Origin of the sequence: Streptomyces actuosus (genome assembly GCF_016921115.1) — a bacterium.
Lineage (GTDB): Bacteria > Actinomycetota > Actinomycetes > Streptomycetales > Streptomycetaceae > Streptomyces > Streptomyces actuosus_A.
Genome location: NZ_JAFFZS010000004.1, coordinates 239,527 through 257,246 on the forward strand (window position 1 = coordinate 239,527; position 17,720 = coordinate 257,246).

19 protein-coding genes are annotated in these 17,720 nt (G+C 71.9%); 15 read left to right on the forward strand and 4 right to left on the reverse strand.

Annotated elements, in window-relative coordinates; genetic code table 11:
- The first annotated feature begins 14 nt into the window (after positions 1 to 14).
- The 9 genes from sufD (at position 15) to dapD (ending at position 6,603) form a co-directional block, all read left to right on the forward strand.
- Positions 15 to 1,235 carry a Fe-S cluster assembly protein SufD gene (sufD, locus tag JS756_RS08000; protein WP_205382298.1) on the forward strand — a complete coding sequence of 407 codons (1,221 nt, stop codon included), beginning with the start codon at positions 15 to 17 and terminating at the stop codon, positions 1,233 to 1,235.
- On the forward strand, positions 1,232 to 1,549 hold the full coding sequence (locus JS756_RS08005) for a non-heme iron oxygenase ferredoxin subunit (RefSeq protein ID WP_205382299.1): 318 nt from the start codon (positions 1,232 to 1,234) through the stop codon (positions 1,547 to 1,549). The genes sufD and JS756_RS08005 overlap by 4 nt, the downstream gene beginning before the upstream one ends.
- Before the next feature lie 7 nt (positions 1,550 to 1,556).
- The gene (gene sufC / locus JS756_RS08010) at positions 1,557 to 2,321 is read left to right on the forward strand and encodes a Fe-S cluster assembly ATPase SufC (protein ID WP_205382300.1); all 765 of its coding nucleotides are present in this window, start codon (positions 1,557 to 1,559) and stop codon (positions 2,319 to 2,321) included.
- On the forward strand, positions 2,318 to 3,574 hold the full coding sequence (locus JS756_RS08015) for a cysteine desulfurase (protein WP_205382301.1): 1,257 nt from the start codon (positions 2,318 to 2,320) through the stop codon (positions 3,572 to 3,574). The genes sufC and JS756_RS08015 overlap by 4 nt, the downstream gene beginning before the upstream one ends.
- A gap of 16 nt (positions 3,575 to 3,590) precedes the next feature.
- Positions 3,591 to 4,055 (forward strand): Fe-S cluster assembly sulfur transfer protein SufU, encoded by a 465-nt coding sequence (gene sufU, locus JS756_RS08020; RefSeq protein WP_205382302.1) that lies wholly within the window; start codon positions 3,591 to 3,593, stop codon positions 4,053 to 4,055.
- Complete coding sequence (locus JS756_RS08025; RefSeq protein ID WP_069781552.1) at positions 4,052 to 4,384, forward strand: metal-sulfur cluster assembly factor; 333 nt, start codon at positions 4,052 to 4,054, stop codon at positions 4,382 to 4,384. Before sufU ends, JS756_RS08025 begins: the two co-directional genes overlap by 4 nt.
- A gap of 185 nt (positions 4,385 to 4,569) precedes the next feature.
- Positions 4,570 to 4,890 carry a DMT family transporter gene (locus JS756_RS08030; RefSeq protein WP_205382303.1) on the forward strand — a complete coding sequence of 107 codons (321 nt, stop codon included), beginning with the start codon at positions 4,570 to 4,572 and terminating at the stop codon, positions 4,888 to 4,890.
- The gene (locus JS756_RS08035; RefSeq protein WP_205382304.1) at positions 4,890 to 5,453 is read left to right on the forward strand and encodes a TetR/AcrR family transcriptional regulator; all 564 of its coding nucleotides are present in this window, start codon (positions 4,890 to 4,892) and stop codon (positions 5,451 to 5,453) included. Before JS756_RS08030 ends, JS756_RS08035 begins: the two co-directional genes overlap by 1 nt.
- Before the next feature lie 160 nt (positions 5,454 to 5,613).
- Complete coding sequence (gene dapD / locus JS756_RS08040; protein ID WP_205382305.1) at positions 5,614 to 6,603, forward strand: 2,3,4,5-tetrahydropyridine-2,6-dicarboxylate N-succinyltransferase; 990 nt, start codon at positions 5,614 to 5,616, stop codon at positions 6,601 to 6,603.
- 247 nt (positions 6,604 to 6,850) lie between these two features.
- Here dapD and fxsT read toward each other — a convergent pair whose 3' ends face one another.
- On the reverse strand, positions 6,851 to 9,118 hold the full coding sequence (gene fxsT / locus JS756_RS08045; RefSeq protein ID WP_205382306.1) for an FxSxx-COOH system tetratricopeptide repeat protein: 2,268 nt from the start codon (positions 9,116 to 9,118) through the stop codon (positions 6,851 to 6,853).
- A 3-nt stretch (positions 9,119 to 9,121) separates the two neighbouring features.
- A complete protein-coding gene (locus tag JS756_RS08050) occupies positions 9,122 to 9,550 on the reverse strand; it encodes a hypothetical protein (protein ID WP_205382307.1) in 429 nt (142 codons plus the stop codon).
- A gap of 359 nt (positions 9,551 to 9,909) precedes the next feature.
- Here JS756_RS08050 and JS756_RS08055 point away from each other — a divergent pair, with 359 nt between their 5' ends.
- The 3 genes from JS756_RS08055 (at position 9,910) to JS756_RS08065 (ending at position 12,287) form a co-directional block, all read left to right on the forward strand.
- Positions 9,910 to 10,194 (forward strand): ribosomal protein L7/L12, encoded by a 285-nt coding sequence (locus JS756_RS08055; RefSeq protein ID WP_205382308.1) that lies wholly within the window; start codon positions 9,910 to 9,912, stop codon positions 10,192 to 10,194.
- Between the two features lie 324 nt (positions 10,195 to 10,518).
- Positions 10,519 to 11,685: a ThiF family adenylyltransferase gene (locus JS756_RS08060; protein ID WP_307790413.1), complete on the forward strand. Its 1,167-nt coding sequence runs from the start codon at positions 10,519 to 10,521 to the stop codon at positions 11,683 to 11,685.
- Positions 11,682 to 12,287: a GNAT family N-acetyltransferase gene (locus JS756_RS08065; protein WP_205382309.1), complete on the forward strand. Its 606-nt coding sequence runs from the start codon at positions 11,682 to 11,684 to the stop codon at positions 12,285 to 12,287. Before JS756_RS08060 ends, JS756_RS08065 begins: the two co-directional genes overlap by 4 nt.
- 351 nt (positions 12,288 to 12,638) lie before the next feature.
- On the opposite strand, the gene dapA is transcribed toward JS756_RS08065, so the two are convergent.
- Positions 12,639 to 13,541: a 4-hydroxy-tetrahydrodipicolinate synthase gene (gene dapA / locus JS756_RS08070; RefSeq protein WP_205382310.1), complete on the reverse strand. Its 903-nt coding sequence runs from the start codon at positions 13,539 to 13,541 to the stop codon at positions 12,639 to 12,641.
- A gap of 291 nt (positions 13,542 to 13,832) precedes the next feature.
- Between dapA and JS756_RS08075 the strand changes: the two genes are divergently transcribed.
- The 3 genes from JS756_RS08075 to JS756_RS08085 all read left to right on the forward strand — a co-directional run bounded on the left by JS756_RS08075 (position 13,833) and on the right by JS756_RS08085 (position 15,571).
- Entirely contained in the window at positions 13,833 to 13,994 is a 162-nt protein-coding gene (locus tag JS756_RS08075) for a hypothetical protein (protein ID WP_205382311.1), read from the forward strand.
- Positions 13,991 to 14,701 carry a hypothetical protein gene (locus JS756_RS08080; protein ID WP_205382312.1) on the forward strand — a complete coding sequence of 237 codons (711 nt, stop codon included), beginning with the start codon at positions 13,991 to 13,993 and terminating at the stop codon, positions 14,699 to 14,701. The genes JS756_RS08075 and JS756_RS08080 overlap by 4 nt, the downstream gene beginning before the upstream one ends.
- A gap of 339 nt (positions 14,702 to 15,040) precedes the next feature.
- Positions 15,041 to 15,571 (forward strand): hypothetical protein, encoded by a 531-nt coding sequence (locus tag JS756_RS08085; RefSeq protein ID WP_205382313.1) that lies wholly within the window; start codon positions 15,041 to 15,043, stop codon positions 15,569 to 15,571.
- A gap of 544 nt (positions 15,572 to 16,115) precedes the next feature.
- Here JS756_RS08085 and JS756_RS08090 read toward each other — a convergent pair.
- A complete protein-coding gene (locus JS756_RS08090) occupies positions 16,116 to 17,531 on the reverse strand; it encodes a hypothetical protein (RefSeq protein ID WP_205382314.1) in 1,416 nt (471 codons plus the stop codon).
- Positions 17,532 to 17,720 lie beyond the last annotated feature (189 nt).

The following is a 17,720-nucleotide window of genomic DNA, read 5'->3' on the forward strand; positions in this document are numbered from 1 at the left end:
GCACCACGACAGCCATGGTTGAGGCCCAGAACTCCTCCACCCTCGAATCCGCCCGGGCGGGGGGACCCCCACCCGTGGGGTCGACGACCTCCGGCGCCATCGCGGTGGCCGGGGAGTCCACCGTCGCCACCCGCATGAGCGCCCCGCCCTCCTTCGACGTCGCGGACTTCCCCGTCCCGCACGGTCGTGAGGAGGAGTGGCGGTTCACCCCGCTGGAGCGGCTGCGCGGGCTGCACGACGGCACCGCCGTCGCCTCCGGCGAGGGCGTGAAGGTGGACGTGCAGGCCCCCGACGGCGTCACCGTCGAGGCCGTCGGCCGCGACGACGCGCGGCTCGGCCGGGCGGGCACGCCGGTGGACCGGGTCGCCGCGCAGGCGTACTCCGCCTTCGAGAAGGCCTCGGTCGTGACCGTGCCGAAGGAGACCGTGCTGACCGAGCCGATCCGCATCGCGGTGCACGGCGAGGGCGGCACCGCCTTCGGCCAGCAGGTCATCGAGCTCGGCGCCTTCGCCGAGGCCGTCGTCGTCATCGACCACACCGGCGACGCGGTCCTCGCCGCGAACATCGACTACGTCCTCGGCGACGGCGCCCGGCTGACCGTCGTCTCCGTGCAGGACTGGGACGACAAGGCCGTTCACGTGGCCCAGCACAACGCCCTCATCGGCCGCGACGCCTCCTTCAAGTCGGTCGTCGTCACCTTCGGCGGCGACGTGGTCCGCCTGCACCCGCGCGTGACCTACGCCGGCCCCGGCGGCGAGGCCGAGATGTTCGGCCTGTACTTCACCGATGCCGGGCAGCACCAGGAGCACCGCCTGCTGGTCACCCACAACGTGCCGCACTGCACGTCGAACGTCGTCTACAAGGGCGCGCTCCAGGGCGACGACGCGCACGCGGTGTGGATCGGCGACGTGCTCATCGAGGCCGCGGCCGAGGGCACCGACACCTACGAGATGAACCGCAACCTGGTCCTCACCGACGGCGCCCGCGTCGACTCGGTGCCGAACCTGGAGATCGAGACCGGCGAGATCGTCGGCGCCGGTCACGCCTCCGCCACCGGCCGCTTCGACGACGAGCAGCTGTTCTACCTGATGGCCCGCGGCATCGCGGAGCACGAGGCGCGCCGCCTCGTCGTCCGCGGCTTCTTCGCCGAGCTGGTCCAGCAGATCGGTGTCGCGGACATCGAGGAGCGCCTGCTCGCCAAGATCGAGGAGGAGCTGGAGGCGTCGGTCGCATGACCTTCGTACGTGCCTGCGGGCTGAGCGAGCTGGAGGAGGACACCCCGATGCGGGTGGAACTCGACGGCACGCCCCTGTCCCTCGTGCGGACCGAGGGCGAGGTGTTCGCGATCCACGACATCTGCTCGCACGCGAACGTCTCCCTCTCCGAGGGCGAGGTCGACGACTGCCACATCGAGTGCTGGCTGCACGGCTCGCGCTTCGACCTCCGCTCCGGCAAGCCCGACAGTCTTCCGGCGACGCGTCCCGTCCCCGTATACCCCGTAAAGATCGAAGGGGACGACGTGCTCGTCTCCCTCACCCAGGAGTCCTGAGGCACCCATGGCAACGCTTGAAATCCGAGACCTGCACGTCACCGTCGAGGCCGACAACGCCACGAAGGAGATCCTCAAGGGCGTCGACCTCACCGTGAAGCAGGGCGAGACGCACGCCATCATGGGCCCCAACGGCTCGGGCAAGTCGACCCTCGCCTACTCGCTCGCCGGCCACCCGAAGTACACGATCACCGCTGGCACCGTCACCCTCGACGGCGAGGACGTCCTGGAGATGTCCGTCGACGAGCGTGCCCGCGCCGGTGTCTTCCTGGCGATGCAGTACCCGGTCGAGGTCCCCGGCGTTTCGGTCTCCAACTTCCTGCGCACCTCCGCCACCGCCGTCCGCGGCGAGGCGCCCAAGCTGCGTACCTGGGTGAAGGAGGTCAAGGAGGCCATGGAGCGCCTCAACATGGACTCCTCCTTCGCCGAGCGCAACGTCAACGAGGGCTTCTCCGGCGGTGAGAAGAAGCGGCACGAGATCCTCCAGCTGGAGCTCCTCAGGCCGAAGATCGCGATCCTCGACGAGACCGACTCCGGCCTCGACGTCGACGCGCTCCGCATCGTGTCGGAGGGTGTGAACCGCGTCCGGGAGACGGGCGAGGTCGGCACCCTGCTGATCACGCACTACACGCGCATTCTGCGCTACATCAAGCCCGACCACGTCCACGTGTTCGCCGGCGGCCGGATCGTCGAGTCCGGCGGCGCCGAGCTCGCGGACAAGCTGGAGAACGAGGGCTACGAGGCGTACACGAAGGGTGGCGCATCCGAGTGACACAGCTGCCTGGCCTCCTCGACACCGAGGCGATCCGCAAGGACTTCCCCGTCCTGGACCGAGTCGTCCACGACGGCAAGAAGCTCGTGTACCTGGACAACGCGGCGACCTCGCAGAAGCCGCGCCAGGTGCTGGACGCCCTGAGCGAGTACTACGAGCGCTACAACGCCAACGTCCACCGCGGTGTGCATGTGCTCGCCGAGGAGGCCACGGCGCTGTACGAGGGCGCGCGCGACAAGGTCGCGGAGTTCGTCAACGCACCCAGCCGCGACGAGGTGATCTTCACCAAGAACGCCTCCGAGTCCCTCAACCTCGTGGCGAACATGCTCGGTTGGGCCGACGAGCCCTACCGCGTGGACCACGACACCGAGATCGTCATCACGGAGATGGAGCACCACTCCAACATCGTGCCGTGGCAGCTGCTCGCGCAGCGCACGGGAGCGAAGTTGAAGTGGTTCGGCCTCACCGACGACGGCCGCCTGGACCTGTCGAACATCGACCGGATCATCACCGAGAAGACCAAGATCGTCTCCTTTGTGCTGGTCTCCAACATCCTCGGCACCGTCAACCCGGTCGAGGCGATAGTGCGCCGCGCCCAGGAGGTCGGCGCGCTGGTCTGCATCGACGCCTCGCAGGCCGCGCCGCACATGCCGCTGGACGTGCAGGCCCTGCAGGCCGACTTCGTGGCCTTCACCGGCCACAAGATGTGCGCTCCGACCGGCATCGGCGTGCTCTGGGGCCGCCAGGAGCTGTTGGAGGACCTCCCGCCCTTCCTCGGCGGCGGCGAGATGATCGAGACGGTGTCGATGCACTCGTCGACCTACGCGCCCGCCCCGCACAAGTTCGAGGCGGGCACCCCGCCGATCGCCCAGGCGGTCGGGCTCGGCGCGGCGATCGACTACCTCCGCTCGATCGGCATGGACCGGATCCTCGCCCACGAGCACGCACTGACGGACTACGCCGTCCAGCGCCTGTCCCAGGTCCCCGACCTGAGGATCATCGGCCCGGCCACGGCCGAGGACCGCGGCGCGGCGATCTCCTTCACCCTCGGCGACATCCACCCGCACGACGTGGGACAGGTCCTCGACGAGCAGGGCATCGCGGTCCGCGTCGGCCACCACTGCGCACGACCCGTGTGCCTGCGCTACGGAATTCCTGCGACCACGCGGGCGTCGTTCTACCTGTACTCCTCGCCGGCCGAGATCGACGCTCTGGTGGACGGCCTGGAGCACGTACGGGACTTCTTCGGCTGAGGGGCGTGCTGACAAGGTGAAGCTGGACTCGATGTACCAGGACGTCATCCTGGACCACTACAAGAACCCGCACGGGCGTGGTCTGCGGGACGGCGACGCCGAGGTGCACCATGTGAACCCGACGTGCGGCGACGAGATCACCCTGCGCGTGAAGTACGACGGCACCCGCATCGAGGACGTCTCGTACGAGGGCCAGGGCTGCTCCATCAGCCAGGCCAGCGCCTCCGTCCTGAACGACCTGCTGGTCGGCAAGGACCTCGCCGAGGCACAGCGGATCCAGGAGACCTTCCTGGAGCTGATGCAGTCCAAGGGCAGGATCGAGCCCGACGACGCGATGGAGGAGGTCCTGGAGGACGCGGTCGCGTTCGCCGGCGTCTCCAAGTACCCGGCCCGGGTCAAGTGCGCCCTCCTCAGCTGGATGGCGTGGAAGGACGCGACGGCCCAGGCCCTGGAAGCCGACGCCGAAAGGAAGACGGCATGACCGACACCGCTGAGATGAAGCCGGCCTCGGAGGAGGAGCTCCGCGAGGCGCTGATGGACGTCGTCGACCCCGAGCTCGGCATCGATGTCGTGAACCTCGGACTGATCTACGGCATCCACGTCGACGACTCCAACGTGGCGACGGTGGACATGACGCTGACGTCGGCGGCCTGCCCGCTCACCGACGTCATCGAGGACCAGGCCAAGTCCGCCACCGACGGCCTCGTCAACGAACTGCGCATCAACTGGGTCTGGATGCCCCCGTGGGGCCCCGACAAGATCACCGACGACGGCCGCGAGCAGCTGCGCGCACTCGGCTTCAACGTCTGACGGCCACCGGCCACCGGCCACCGACGTCACGTCAAGGGCGACACCCGTACGGGTGTCGCCCTTGACCGTTCCCCGCTGCCGGCTCGGCTCCGAGCCCCGGCCGTCCCGGCTCCGTGTACGCCGGGTGTCGTCTGTGCGCGTCGCGCCCTGTGCCGTGTTCACCTACGTTGTGTACGGTCGTACACATGGGATACCTGACGCTCGCCAGCGCCATCGCCGCCGAGGTGGCCGCGACCACTGCCATGAAGTACAGCGACGGCTTCAGCAGGCTGTGGCCGTCGGTGCTGACCGGTGTGGGTTATCTCCTCTCCTTCGTCCTGCTCGCCCAGACGCTGAAGTCGGTGTCGATCGGCACCGCCTACGCGATCTGGTCCGGGGCCGGCACCGCCACCATCGCCGTCATCGGCCTCGTGCTGTTCGGGGAGGGACTGGGCACGGCGAAGATCACCGGGATCCTGCTGATCGTCGGGGGAGTGGTCGTGCTCAACATGGGGGGCGCCCACTGATGGCCCGGCGTCATGACCCCGGGCGGCGGCAGCGGATCATCGACGCGGCACTGCGGGTCGTGCGGGACAGGGGACTGGCCGGGCTGAGCCACCGCAGCGTCGCCGCCGAGGCCGACGTGCCCCTGGGCTCCACCACATACCACTTCGCGAGCCTCGACGAGCGGATGGTGGCCGCGCTGCGGCAGGCGAACCAGGACTTCGACGCGCTCCTTGCCGCCCGCGACGGCCTCCTCGACCCGCACGCCGACCTGGCCGGCGAACTCGCCGCGCTGCTCGGCGCCTGGCTGGCGGGCGAACGCTCCGAGGTCGAGCTGGAGTACGAGCTCTACCTCGCCGCCCTGCGCCGGCCCGCCCTGCGCCCGGTCGCCGCCGAGTGGGCGCAGGCCCTCGCCGACCGGCTGGCCCGCCGCACCGACCCGGTCACGGCGCGGGCCTTGACGGCGCTCATGGACGGGATCTGCCTGCAGGTGCTGCTGACGGACGCGGCGTACGACGAGGAGTACGCGCGCGAGGTACTGGCGCGCGTCATCCCCGCGGAACCGCCTGCGCGGCGGGCCGCTTGAGGGCGGGTGGTGCTGTGCTGCGGCGTTCGAGGCGTGCGGCGCCGTGCGGGGGCGTTCGTCCGAGACGAGCGGTGGTGCGCCGGGCCCAGTCGTGGCCGAACCCTGAGACGGCCGCCCGTCGATTTGGCCCCCGCGGGTCCCGGCCGGTTAGGTTTCCCCCATGACCGACACGACTGCTCCCCGCACCACCGGCGCCGTGGCCGCCGGCCTCGCCACGATCGCCGCCGACGGCACCGTCCTCGACACCTGGTTCCCCGCGCCCCAGCGGATCGAGCAGCCCGGCCCGGCCGGCACCGAGCGGCTCACCCCGGAGCGCGCCGTGGAGCTTCTCGGCGAGGGCGCCGCCGAGGCCATCCGCACCGACGACGTACGCGGTGTGGAGGTCGTCGCGATCCGTACGGTCATCTCCTCCCTGGACGACAAGCCGCTCGACACCCACGACGTGTGGCTGCGCCTGCACCTGCTCTCCCACCGCCTGGTGCGGCCCAACGAGCAGAACCTGGACGGCATCTTCGGCTTCCTGGCCAATGTCGTGTGGACCTCCCTCGGCCCGGTCGCCGTCGACACCCTGGAGACCGTGCGCCTGCGGGCCCGCGCCCGGGGCCTGCACCTGTCCGTCTTCGGCGTCGACAAGTTCCCGCGGATGACCGACTACGTCGTCCCGGCGGGCGTGCGCATCGCCGACGCCGACCGGGTCCGCCTCGGTGCCCACCTGGCCGCCGGGACGACCGTGATGCACGAGGGCTTCGTCAACTTCAACGCCGGCACGCTCGGCACCTCCATGGTCGAGGGCCGCATCTCCCAGGGCGTCGTCGTCGGCGACGGCTCCGACATCGGTGGCGGCGCGTCCACCATGGGCACCCTCTCCGGCGGCGGCAAGGAGCGCGTCCGCATCGGCGAGCGCTCCCTCGTCGGGGCGGAGGCAGGCGTCGGCATCGCCCTGGGCAACGACTGCGTCGTCGAGGCGGGCCTCTACCTCACCGCCGGCACCAAGGTCACCATGCCCGACGGTCAGATCGTCAAGGCCCGCGAACTCTCCGGTGCCGACAACATCCTCTTCCGCCGCAACTCGGTCACCGGCCAGGTCCAGGCGGTCCCGAACAACGCCGAGTGGGGCGGCCTCAACGACATCCTGCACAGCCACAACTGACCCCGCCGGCGGTCACCCGCGGCCGCCCCCACAGGCCGACGTCCCGACCTGCTGCCGCGTTGTCGGCAGCCGTCGACGCCGGTCACCATGGAGCGCCCTTCCGCGGCCCGAGGACGGCCTGCCCACGGGAGGGCGCTCGTGCGTGAGTGCCCCTGAGGCGTGGCGCGGTCGCAGGAGGCTCTCGGGCCGGGCGGCCGGCCTTCGACGATTGCCGGTCGGCCGCGGGAGGCGGGACGTCTGCGGGCCCTCAGGTCCCCGTGCTTCCCGGCTGCACCTCCCCGGCTGCCCGACGGGCGTCGGCGAGGTTGTCACGGCTGATCCGGGCGTGGGGATGGGCGTCGCCGAGGACCCGCTCGCGTTGAGCGAGTGTGGTCTCCAGGAGGCGGACGGCCCGCTTCAGGTCCCCTGCCGTTCTGTAGGCCTGGGCGAGGTTGTTGCGGCTGACCAGGGTGTCGGGGTGGGTGTCGCCGAGGGTCTGTTCGGACTGGGTGAGGGTGGTCTGGTACAGGGGGATGGCCCGTTCCAGGTCCCCTGCCGATCTGTAGGCGTGGGCGAGGTTGTTGCGGCTGACGAGAGTGCTCGGGTGGGTGTCGCCGAGGGTCTGCTCGCGCTGGGTGAGGGTGGTCTCGTACAGGGGGATGGCCCGCTTCAGGTCCCCTGCCGTTCTGTAGGCGTGGGCGAGGTTGTTGCGGCTGATCAGGGTGTCGGGGTGGGTGTCGCCGAGGGTCTGTTCGGACTGGGTGAGGGTGGTCTGGTACAGGGCGACGGCCCGCTCCAGGTCCCCTGCCGACTCGTAGGTGGCGGCGAGGTTGTTGCGGCTGATCAGGGTGCTCGGGTGGGTGTCGCCGAGGGTCTGTTCGGACTGGGTGAGGGTGGTCTGGTACAGGGCGACGGCCCGCTCCAGCTCTCCTGCCGACTCGTAGGTGGCGGCGAGGTTGTTGCGGCTGATCAGGGTGCTCGGGTGGGTGTCGCCGAGGGTCTGTTCGGACTGGGTGAGGGTGGTCTGGTACAGGGCGACGGCCCGCTCCAGGTCGCCCGCCGCATGGTGGGCGGCGGCGAGGTTGCTGCGGCACTGCAGAGTCTGGGGGTGCGCCTCGCCGAGGACCTGCTCGAACGCGGTGAGGGCGCTCTCGTACAGGGGGACGGTGCGGGCGGTGTGGCCCTGCCGGTGGAGGCGGGCGGCAGCGGTGCCGTAGGCGGCGGTGAGCAGGGCGTTGAGGTGCTTCGGCGGGGTGGTGGCGGCGAGGGCGATCAGGTGGGGGGTGAGGGTGTCCCACTGGCTGTCGGTGGGGCTGATCCGGCCCGGGGGCGGGATCAGGTGGTGCAGGACGGCTTGCTCGGCGCGCTCCCGTCCTGGCGGGTGCAGGGGTGACGCGGTGTCGTCGCGGTGGTGGGGGGAGCGCAGGACGGACTGGACCAGGCGGTGGATGCCGACGGAGGTGCCGGTGTCGGTGACCATGCTGTAGGCGGCCAGGGTCCCGATGGCCTCCGCGACGTCGTCGGTGTCGTCCGGGTCCGCGCCGGGCGGGGCGAGCAGGGAGTGAGGGATGCCGTCGGGGGCGAGCCAGGCGGCGGTCTGCAGCACCTCCACGGCCGGCGGATCGTTCTCCCGCAAGGTGGCCAGGGTGACGTTCCAGATGCGGGCGATGGTGCGTTCGGTGTCGATGCCGTGGGCGGTCCGGGCGAGTCTGCTCCCCAGACGGCGGCGGTAGGCGTCGAACTTGATGCCGCGGTTCTGGGCGAGGTAGGCGCCGGCCTGCTTGATCGCCAGGGGGAAGTGCCCCAGGTCGTCGGCCAGGGCGCGGGCGTCGGCCTGCTGCCGCGCTGTCGGGGCGGTGCCCTTGAGGGAGAGCCGGCACAGCAGGCCGGTGGCGTCGTCGGGGGCGAGGGTGCCCAGGGTCAGCGCGGGGGCACCGTCGGGCCAGCCGGTGGCGCGGCGGCTGGTCGCCAGGTGATGCCCCTGGTGCAGGGCGCCGGTGTAGGGGGAGAGGTCGTCGGGGTCCTCGACGTTGTCGTGGACCAGCAGCCAGCCCGGGTGCCACGCCAGCCACTGCACGGCCCAGGACAGTTGCTCGGCGCGCGCGGCCGCGGCGGCCCATCCCGGCACGAGTGTGCGGGTGAGCGCGGTGAGGGAGGTCTCGATCTCGTCGGGGGAGGCGGCGTTGATCCACCAGATCAGGGTGTAGTCGCCGCGGTGCCGGTGGGCGTAGTGCAGGGCGAGCGTGCTCTTGCCGATCCCGCCCAGCCCGTGCACGGCCCCGCTCCGGGGGACCGTCCCTTCCTGTCCGTCGGTCAGCATGCGGCGCAGCCGGCCCAGTTCCTCCTCGCGGCCCAGGCAGAGAACGGCAGGCGGCAGATTCGAGAAGCCCGGGGGCGCCGCGACCTTCTCGGGCGCGGACAGCGCCTCGGCGGGCAGTACGTCCCCGGTGAACGCGACACCGATCCGCTCGGCCGCGATCGACCGCTCCCCGGCCGCCTCGATGCGGGGCCGGGGAGCGGCGTCGTCCGCACCCACCCCTTACGCCCGAGGCGCCGCGTGACCGTCACCGGTGATCGCGGTGCCGATGTGCTGGGCGGCGATCGACCGCTCACCGGCCGCCGTGACGGTGACCGAGCCCGCGGCCGGGGCGGGCACCAGAGCGGCCAGTTCCTCCCTGAGCTCGGGGTCGTCCTGCAAGGCGCGCTTGAGCAGCCTGCTCACCACGGCCGTCGTGTAGGCGTCGCTCTGTTCGTCGGCGGCCTCGCCCAACACGCGTTCCCACTCGGCCCGGCCCGCCTCGTCCCGGCGCCGCCACACCGCCTGCAGGATCCGCTGCCCGAGCCCGACCGTGGCATCGGCGGCCGTGTCCTGCGCCCGGGTCAGCACCGCCGCCCCGTACGCACCCACCGCGGCCGTCACGGCAGGCCCGGCCTGTTCCACCCACTGCACGATCTCCGCACTGACCATGGCTCAACCCCCGTCGCACACAAGCCTGTCACCGGGTCATCCCGGGGCGTTCGTGCCCTCCAGGGTAGGCGCCCGCGCCCCCGAGCGCCGGGTGGGTCGGGAAAGTCCGGCACGCAGGGGAGCGGTGTACCGAGGACGGGTGCTGTCACCCAGCCGTGCGCTCGACGGCCAGTGACGGCCGGACCGTCGTACTGTCTCGCGTCCGCCCGTCCGCCCGTCCGCCCGTCCGCCCGTCCGCCCGTCCGCCCGTCCGCCCGTCCGCCCGTCGCGCCGGGAGGCGGGGTGGTGGGTCTGCTGCCCATTGCCGTCTGCAGCCCCGAGAACCGTCCACTTTCCGGAGCCACCTAGGATCACCTGTCATGGGCATCGTGGAACTCTTACTCGTTCTGGGTCTTTTCGCCGGGATCTGGAGCATCCAGAGCCGTCTCTCCGGCATGGACAAGCGACTGGTACGCATCGAGCGCCGACTCGCTCTGGTCGCCGATCGGCTGGGAGTGGAGGAGCCGGACGAGCAGCGCGCGCAGCGGGAACGGGTCGAGGCGCTGGCGCGGGAGGGCAAGCAGGTCGCCGCGATCAAGGCGTACCGCGAGATGACCGGCACCGGCCTGAAGGAAGCCAAGGAGGCCGTGGATCGGATGGGTTAGGCCCTGTCGCCGGATGCGCCGAATCCGCTTGGCCGTCCTCCCCGCCCTCCCCGGCGTCCCTGTCTTCCCTGCCTTGCCCGGCGTCCCCGGCGAGGATGCGAGCTGCGGCCCCGCGCCGGTCTCCTGCGGGGACCGTCCAATGGCCGCTGTCCGCGCCGCCGACGCGCGGGAGGGAGGCTGGAGGGAACCTTCGGATCGCGGACCGGCCTCGGGCGGACAGGTGGTGAGGGGGAACGGCGCTGGAAGGGTCGCGCATCAATTCGAGTGTGTCCTCCCGCGCGACAAAGGCTTTCCAAGATCGTTCGGCTGCTAGCTTCCCGTTTCGTGATCCATTCCGATACGTCCGTCGACGACGATCCACGCTCGTGCCCGGAGCCGAGGCGCACGCGGGAGGAGGCCTACCGGCCCGTTCTTCTGAACCTCACGGACGCCGACGGGGAAGAGGCTCTGTCAGCGCTGCTGGAGTCGGGTGCCGTACGAGAGGTCCATGACCGCATCGACGACCAGTTGGAGGAACTGGTGCGTTGCCTGCGGCCGGACGAGTCGCTGGACGCCCGGGCGCTGGCCGCCGCCGCCACCGAGATGTGCGCCGGGGTGCCGCGCCGGCGCTACGGCACGTGGGTCTGGTACCCGTGGTCGGGACGGCTGGTTCACCTCCTGCCGGACGAGGAGTTCCGCCTGGTCCGTACCGACCGCAACCGCGACAAGATCACCCGTGTGGGACAGCAGGCACTGCTCGGCCGCCGCATCGGCGTGCTCGGTCTGTCCGTGGGCAACAGCGCGGCCCTCACCTGCGCCATGGAAGGCGTAGGAGGATCGTTCCGCCTTGCGGACTTCGACCGTTTGGGCCTGTCCAACCTGAACCGGTTGCGCGCCGGTGTCCACGACCTGGGCGTGGCGAAGACGGTCCTGTGCGCACGCCAGATGTACGAGATCGACCCCTATCTCGACATCGAGATCCACCGCGAGGGCGTGACGGAGGGGACCGTCGACGACTTCTTCGGTACCGGTCCCGACGCCGGCCTCGACCTGCTGATCGAGGAATGCGACACCCTGTGGGTCAAGGTCGCCGCCCGTGAGCACGCCCGTGCCCGGCGCATCCCGGTCCTGATGGACGCCAACGACCGCGGACTGCTCGACGTGGAACGCTTCGACCGGGAGCCGGCCCGGCCTCTCTTCCACGGCCGGGTCGGCGACATCACCGCACAGGACGTCCGCACCCTCGACGCCGCCGAGTCGCTCGACCTGCTGCTGCGGATCGTGGACTCCGACCGGCTCAGCCCGGCGATGACCGACGCCATCAGCAGGATCGGCCGCACCCTTTCGAGCTGGCCCCAGCTGGCGAGCGGCATCATGCTCGGCGCGGCCCTGGTCACCGACACCGCCCGGCGCGTCCTGCTGGGAGCCCCGGTGCCCTCAGGCCGCTACTACGTGGACCTCGAAGCGCTCATCCCCGTCGACCACGTCACTCTCCTCGGAAACGCGTCATGACCCACCTGCCCGAACTGCACGGCGATCACCTGTTTCTGCGCGAACTGCGGGCCACCGACCTCGCGCCGTTCCAACGCATCCACACCCACCGGGTCCTGACCCGCTACCTCGGCATCGACCGCATGGACGTCCGCCGGGCACAGGACGCCTTCGCACAGTGTCTCGCCCAGCCCTACACCCACCCGCGCCGCAGACACACCCTCGCCATCTGCGCGCCGGGCGACGACGCCATGGTCGGCACCATGGGGCTCCTGGTCGAGGAGTACGGCAGCAACGCCATGCTCACCGGGCTCGTCCTGCTGCCCGACGCGCCCGTGCGCGGCCATGGGCACGAGGCCGGACGCCTACTGATGGCCTACGGTTTCGGTCCACTCGGCCTGCACCGCATCTGGGCCGGCCACCGTGCCGACCACACCCGCATGCGGGACGTCATGCTCGCCGCAGGCCTCCACCCCGAGGCAACGCTGCGCGAGCTGTTCCACACCCAGGGCTGCTGGCACGACGTCACCACGTACTCCGCGCTGGCCCCGGAATGGCGATGCTCGGCCACACCGGCCGAACAGGCCGTCCTCGCGGGCTTCCGCAGCCTCCAGCCGGCCTGAGGCGCTCACCCGCTCTCCCGGATCCCGGGGACCGTGCCCATCACCTTCCAGGTAGGGCCCGAACCGGGCTCGTGGCCTCCGGGGCCGGTATGGCTCTTTGCCCCTGTCGTTGATGATCCGGGGGTGCTGCGGCCGGACCTGGCGGCACCGGGTGGTCGCTGATGGGAGCGTGTCCGCCTTGCGGCAGGGCTGCGTGATGTGGCTGCCGATCTCCGGTGCCCGGTGTGCCACCGGCTGCAACTCCGGGGAGGGGAAAGCCCGGTGACCAGCAACGACTTCACCTCGATCGGGCGAGGCGGACGAGCCGCTCGGGCCGGGTCCCGCGGTCCTGCGACATCGGCCGCGACGGGGTCAGCGTGCGGTCAGTGCCTCGTAGGCGGCGTGCAGGGCCGCCCTCGCCTCCGCGCCCGCCGGGCGCAGCGGGGGGCGGACCAGGCCGGCGGGCAGGGAGAGGGCGTTCAGGATCGCCTTGGCGGTGACCGCGCCCGGCAGGCCGGCCGACATCATCGACTCGATGAGCGGCGTGGCCCGCTGCTGGAGGCGGGCCGCCTCCCGGGTGTCTCCCGCGTCGAAGGCGTCGACGACGGCTCGCAGCCGGGCGGGGGCGGCGTTCGCCACCGTGCTGACGTAACCGGCCGCACCCACCGCGTACAGGGCGAGGATGTGCTCGTCGCAGCCCGCGTAGTAGGCCAGGTCGGTGCGGTCGACGACCTTCTGGGCGCCGAGGAAGTCGTAGGAGCAGTCCTTGACCGCGACGATCCGCGGGTGGGAGGAGAGGCGGATCATCGTGTCCGGCTCGATGCGGGTGCCGGTGCGGCCGGGGATGTCGTAGAGCATCAAGGGCAGCCCGGAGGCATCCGCCACCTCGCGGAAGTGCGCCTCGACGGCGTCCTGCGGCGGCCTGCTGTAGTACGGCGTGACGACGAGGGCTCCGTCGGCGCCCGCCTTCTCCGCCTCCAGCGTGAGCTGCACCGTGTGCCGGGTGTCGGCCGTGCCCACCCCGGCGACCAGGGCCGCCCGGTCGCCGACCGCTTCGCGGACCGCCCGGATCAGCACGGCCTTCTCGGCGTCCGAAGTGGTCGGCGACTCGCCCGTGGTGCCGGAGAGGACCAGGCCGTCGCAGCCCTGCCCGACCAGCCGGTCGGCGAGGCGCTGGGCGCCGTCGAGGTCGAGGGCGCCCTCCTCGGTGAAGGGCGTGATCATCGCGCACAGCGCACGGCCGAAGGGAGGGGCGAGGGAACTTGCGTAGGTCATGACGGTAGTCTCCGCACCCCAATCGTGAAGCTCCACTTAAATCTGCTACCAGATATGAGTAAGGGATGCTGCGACATGGCGGGTGGCAGGCGGCCCGCCCGTCATGTCAGGCTCGTTGCGGCTCGTCGCAGAACACCGCGGAAGCGGCACCGTGTCCGGTCGAGCCCCATCACGCGCGGCGGGGAACGCTCGCGCCCGGGGCGCCGTCGTCGCCCGGCCCCGTGTCCGGAACGCCCCTCATGCGTCACCATGGACAGGACGAGGCATGGTCCACCGGTCATGGGAGGCGTCATGAAGCTCGGCAAGGCACTCGCCACCGGCATCGCGGAGGAGCGTCCGCACGCCGCCGGCGACGCACGCGAACCCACCGCACAGAGCCGGCAGCCCGCCGCACCCGCACCCGCACCCGAGCCGGCGGCCCCCGCACCGGAAGAGGTGCCGGCCGTCCGATGAGGCTGCGGCTTCCGGAGGAACGCCCGACGGAGCCGCCGACCGGCTACAAGATCGCCCACCCCGTGCTGTCCCAGGACGGGGCCAGGGCCGCCTTCACCGGCGTGTCGCTCGGCGGCGCGCTGCCGTACGGCGTCGTGGCCGACGCGGCCTGCGCCTACGGCCTGCGGCATCGGCCGCCGCACCGCCGGTGCGACTGCGGTTTCCACTGCGTGCACGAGCGGACGGCCGCCGAGGCGCTGCTGTGCACGGCCGAGCACCGGGCGGCCGTGCTGCTCCAGGTGACGGTGCTGGGTGCCTACATCCGCTTCGAGCGCGGTTTCCGCTACGCCCGCCAGCGGGTGCGCACGGCGACCGTGGGGGCGTGTGCCTGCGGTCGGCCCGCCGCGGCGCTCGCCGACAGCGGCTGGGGCCTTCCGGGATGGCGGGCCCTCCGCCCGTCCTGCGCGGGCTGCGTGCGGGCCCGCCCGTCCGTCTCGCCCACCGCCTTCGCCCGGCTGGCCGGTGACGGACTGCGGGTCGTGGCCCTGGCAGGTGCGTCGGACGGTCCCGGTGCCTCGGGCGCCACGGGTGCCGGCGGCGCGGGCGAGGCGCTGGGCGTGCCCGAGCTCGTCGCCGAGGCGGCGCTGCTGCAGGCTCGGCTCGACTGGTTCCAGACCCGGCTGGCCCGGCTCGGCGAGCCCGGCCCCGGGGGACCCGCACGGGGGTGACGGCGGCAGGTCAGGGTACCCGGAGGGGCCGGAACCGAGAGGAGGGCGCACCACCGGCACCGAGATCGCGCCCGTCCGGCCGGGCGGCGGGCCTGCGCCGCACCGCTCCGCCGGCGAACGCGCCGACCGGGCCGCTCCACTCGCCCGCGAGGAGGCAGGGAGAGGCAACTGGACGCGAGGGACTCACACCCTGTCAGTTGTCCTGTGGGAGACGGGGTCGGCCGGTGGACGCCGGTCCGCCCTGGCGGCGAACCGGTTCTCCCTGCCCTGCTCCGCAGACGCAGGAGCTTCGTTCCCTCCCCGGCCCCGAAGGCCGGGGTTCCACGAAGGAGAGACCTGATGACCGATGCCAAGGACAACCGGCCCGACAGGTCCGGACCCGCCGGGGCCAAGGGCCCCGACGAACTCCGCGCGCAGATGGCCGACGCGCGCGGCGAAGCCGACTCCACCGGCGCGGAGCCGCCCGGCGGGACGGATGCGCAGGAACGGGCCCGCACCCGCGCCGCCGACCTGCGTGACAAGGCCGGCGCGATGGGCGTGCAGTTGCGCAGCACCGCCGCCCAGGCGGGCCACACCGTCCAGGATCGCGCCGCCAGGGCCGGGCATGCCGTCCAGGACCGGGCCACGAAGGCCGGTCACACGATGCAGGACCGGGCCTCCCACGCGGGCCACGCCGCGCAGGACCGGGCGGCCAGGGCCGGGCACGCCGTGCAGGACCGGGCCACGAAGGCCGAGCAGGCCGCCCCGCAGCCGGTGCGGTCGGTCGTGCGGAGCGGGATGCACCACCCGGGTCTGGTGCTGGCCGCGGGCGCGGCGGCCGGTGCGGTGATCGCGGTCGAGGTGAGGCGGTGGCAGCACCGCACCCGCTAGGGCCGCAACAGGCGACGTCCGCCCCGTCACGACGCCCGGCATGCTCCCCCACGGCCCAAGGGCGTGGGAGGTGCCCCCACCCGGCGTACCGGACGCAAGCGCGAGTACGCCCGGTACGAGGACTCCCGGCCGGCGCACCGGGAGCAGCACGCACCGGACGCCGCTCCTCGACGGGCAGTCGTTGCCGGCCGCGGCACTGGAAGCCGTCGGCGGAGCCCATGCCGGCATCGGCGGGCAGGGGGGTGGACGCCGCGCCTGCCTCCGCGGGGATGCGGAGCCCGGGCCGAGGCGCCGTGCCGGCGCACGCTCACGAAGGCGGCCCGCCCTGCCCGCTGCGGCCCCGAAGCAGCTCGGCGGACCGGATTCGGCACGGGCACCGCCCCTGTGGGGAGCCGCCCGATCCCCGCGCGGCCGGTGAGCAGGCCGTGCTGTGGTGACGCGCGGCGGCGCCCGCGGGGGCGGTGCGTGCCGCGGCCGGCCCTACGCGGAGGCCGGGCCACCCGCTACCCGGGCCGGACGGCCCGCTGCCGAGGCCGGGCGGCACTCAGGCCGGCGGGCTCGGCCAGAGGCCGCAGATCTCGCCGCCCCGTGTCGCGCTGTCGAGCTCGGAGATGGGGCAGGCGTAGATCATCCGCTTCCCCTCGTGCTCGGTCACCGTCCACAGGTCTCCCGCTGATCGGTCGGTGCCGGGCCAGTGCGAGAGGTCCTCCACACCCACCGCCGCCCGGTGGGCACTCTCGATCTCCAGAACACCGGTGCTGGAGGTGACCGGTTTCGTCACGTACAGGACGCCGTTGTTCTGGTCGCCCCGGCTGCGGTTCAGGTACCACCTGCCGTTGTAGGACACGGCGCCCTGGATGTTGCTCTGCGGCAGCCGGTACGCCGCGTCGGCGTACCAGTAGCCGTCGGAGGCGAGCAGCGGTGTGCCGTAGGCGCCGTCCAGGGGCCAGCGTGCGACCCGGCCCATGCGATCGGGGTCCTTCACCCCGTCCCCGTCCGGGTCGGCGAAGGTGGAGGCGCAGTACTCCCCGGTGGTCAGATGGTCCAGGCCGCTGCGGTCGAGACCCACGTAGGAGAAGTTGGGCCCGCCGCCGTCGAGGCAGCCGGTCCGCTTCACCGTGGTGGTCCAGGCGTTGACCTCCGGCATCACGTAGCGGTATCCGTGGGCGTAGTACACGCCGTCATGGCGGCCGATCCGGTACTTGTCGCTCGTGTCCCCGTTCGTGGCCGCACCGAGGTCGTAGATGTGCCGCATGTCGAAGACCCGGAATCCGCGGGCCGTGTCCGCGACGTACAGGTAATTGCCGTACCAGGCCATACCGCCGCAGTGCAGTGACTCGCCCTCGGAGGTCTGACTGGTCCTCAGGCTCATGTAGGTCGGGTTCTGATACGAGTTCTGGTAGGGGTAGACGAGCAGTACGTGCCGGTACTTCAGGGTGTCGGGATCGAGGAAGGTGACCCGGCAGCCCTTGGTCTCGTCGGCGTCGCCGCCGGACTGGCCCCCGTCGCCGGGAGCCTTGTCGTACCAGCTGACGAGGACGGCCCGCTTGCTTCCCCACCGCTGGTCGCTCTGTGCGTCGGCGACCGTGGTGATGCCCTGCGGCATCCACTCGGGCGGTTCCCCGACGGTGCCGCCGTCCGAGCCGGCGAAGCAGTAGCTGGTCCCGTGCAGCGGAAGGCTGTTGGTCGCACCGGGGTTGCAGGTGCCGGAGTCCGAGCTCTGCACCGCCGTGCGGTTTGCCGTGTCCAGGAGCTCCTGCACGCCGACGGTGGGCAGTTCGCCGTCCAGCTCGTACACCCGGCTCTGCAGGTCGTCCTGGTTGCTGGCGTGCCGCAGCCGGAAGTCGCCGAGATCGGGTGAGGTCGCGGCTGCCTGGGCGGGGGTCTGCCCGCCCGACGCCACGAACACGGCGGTCAATACGGCCAGCAGGCCGTTCCGCAGCCTGGATCCGGATGTCACGTGGTCGGCTCCTCGCCGTCGTCATGATCTGATGATCTGGACCGCTGATCTTTTCATGCACATGTCGGCAGAGGTCAACCCGCTCACGCAACCGTGGTGTTGTCCCACGCCGGAGCCGGGCGGCGCGTCCCGCGGCGGGCGCGGTAGCGGTCGTCGGCCACCGGGTGCCGCTCGTCCGCGGCGACGCTC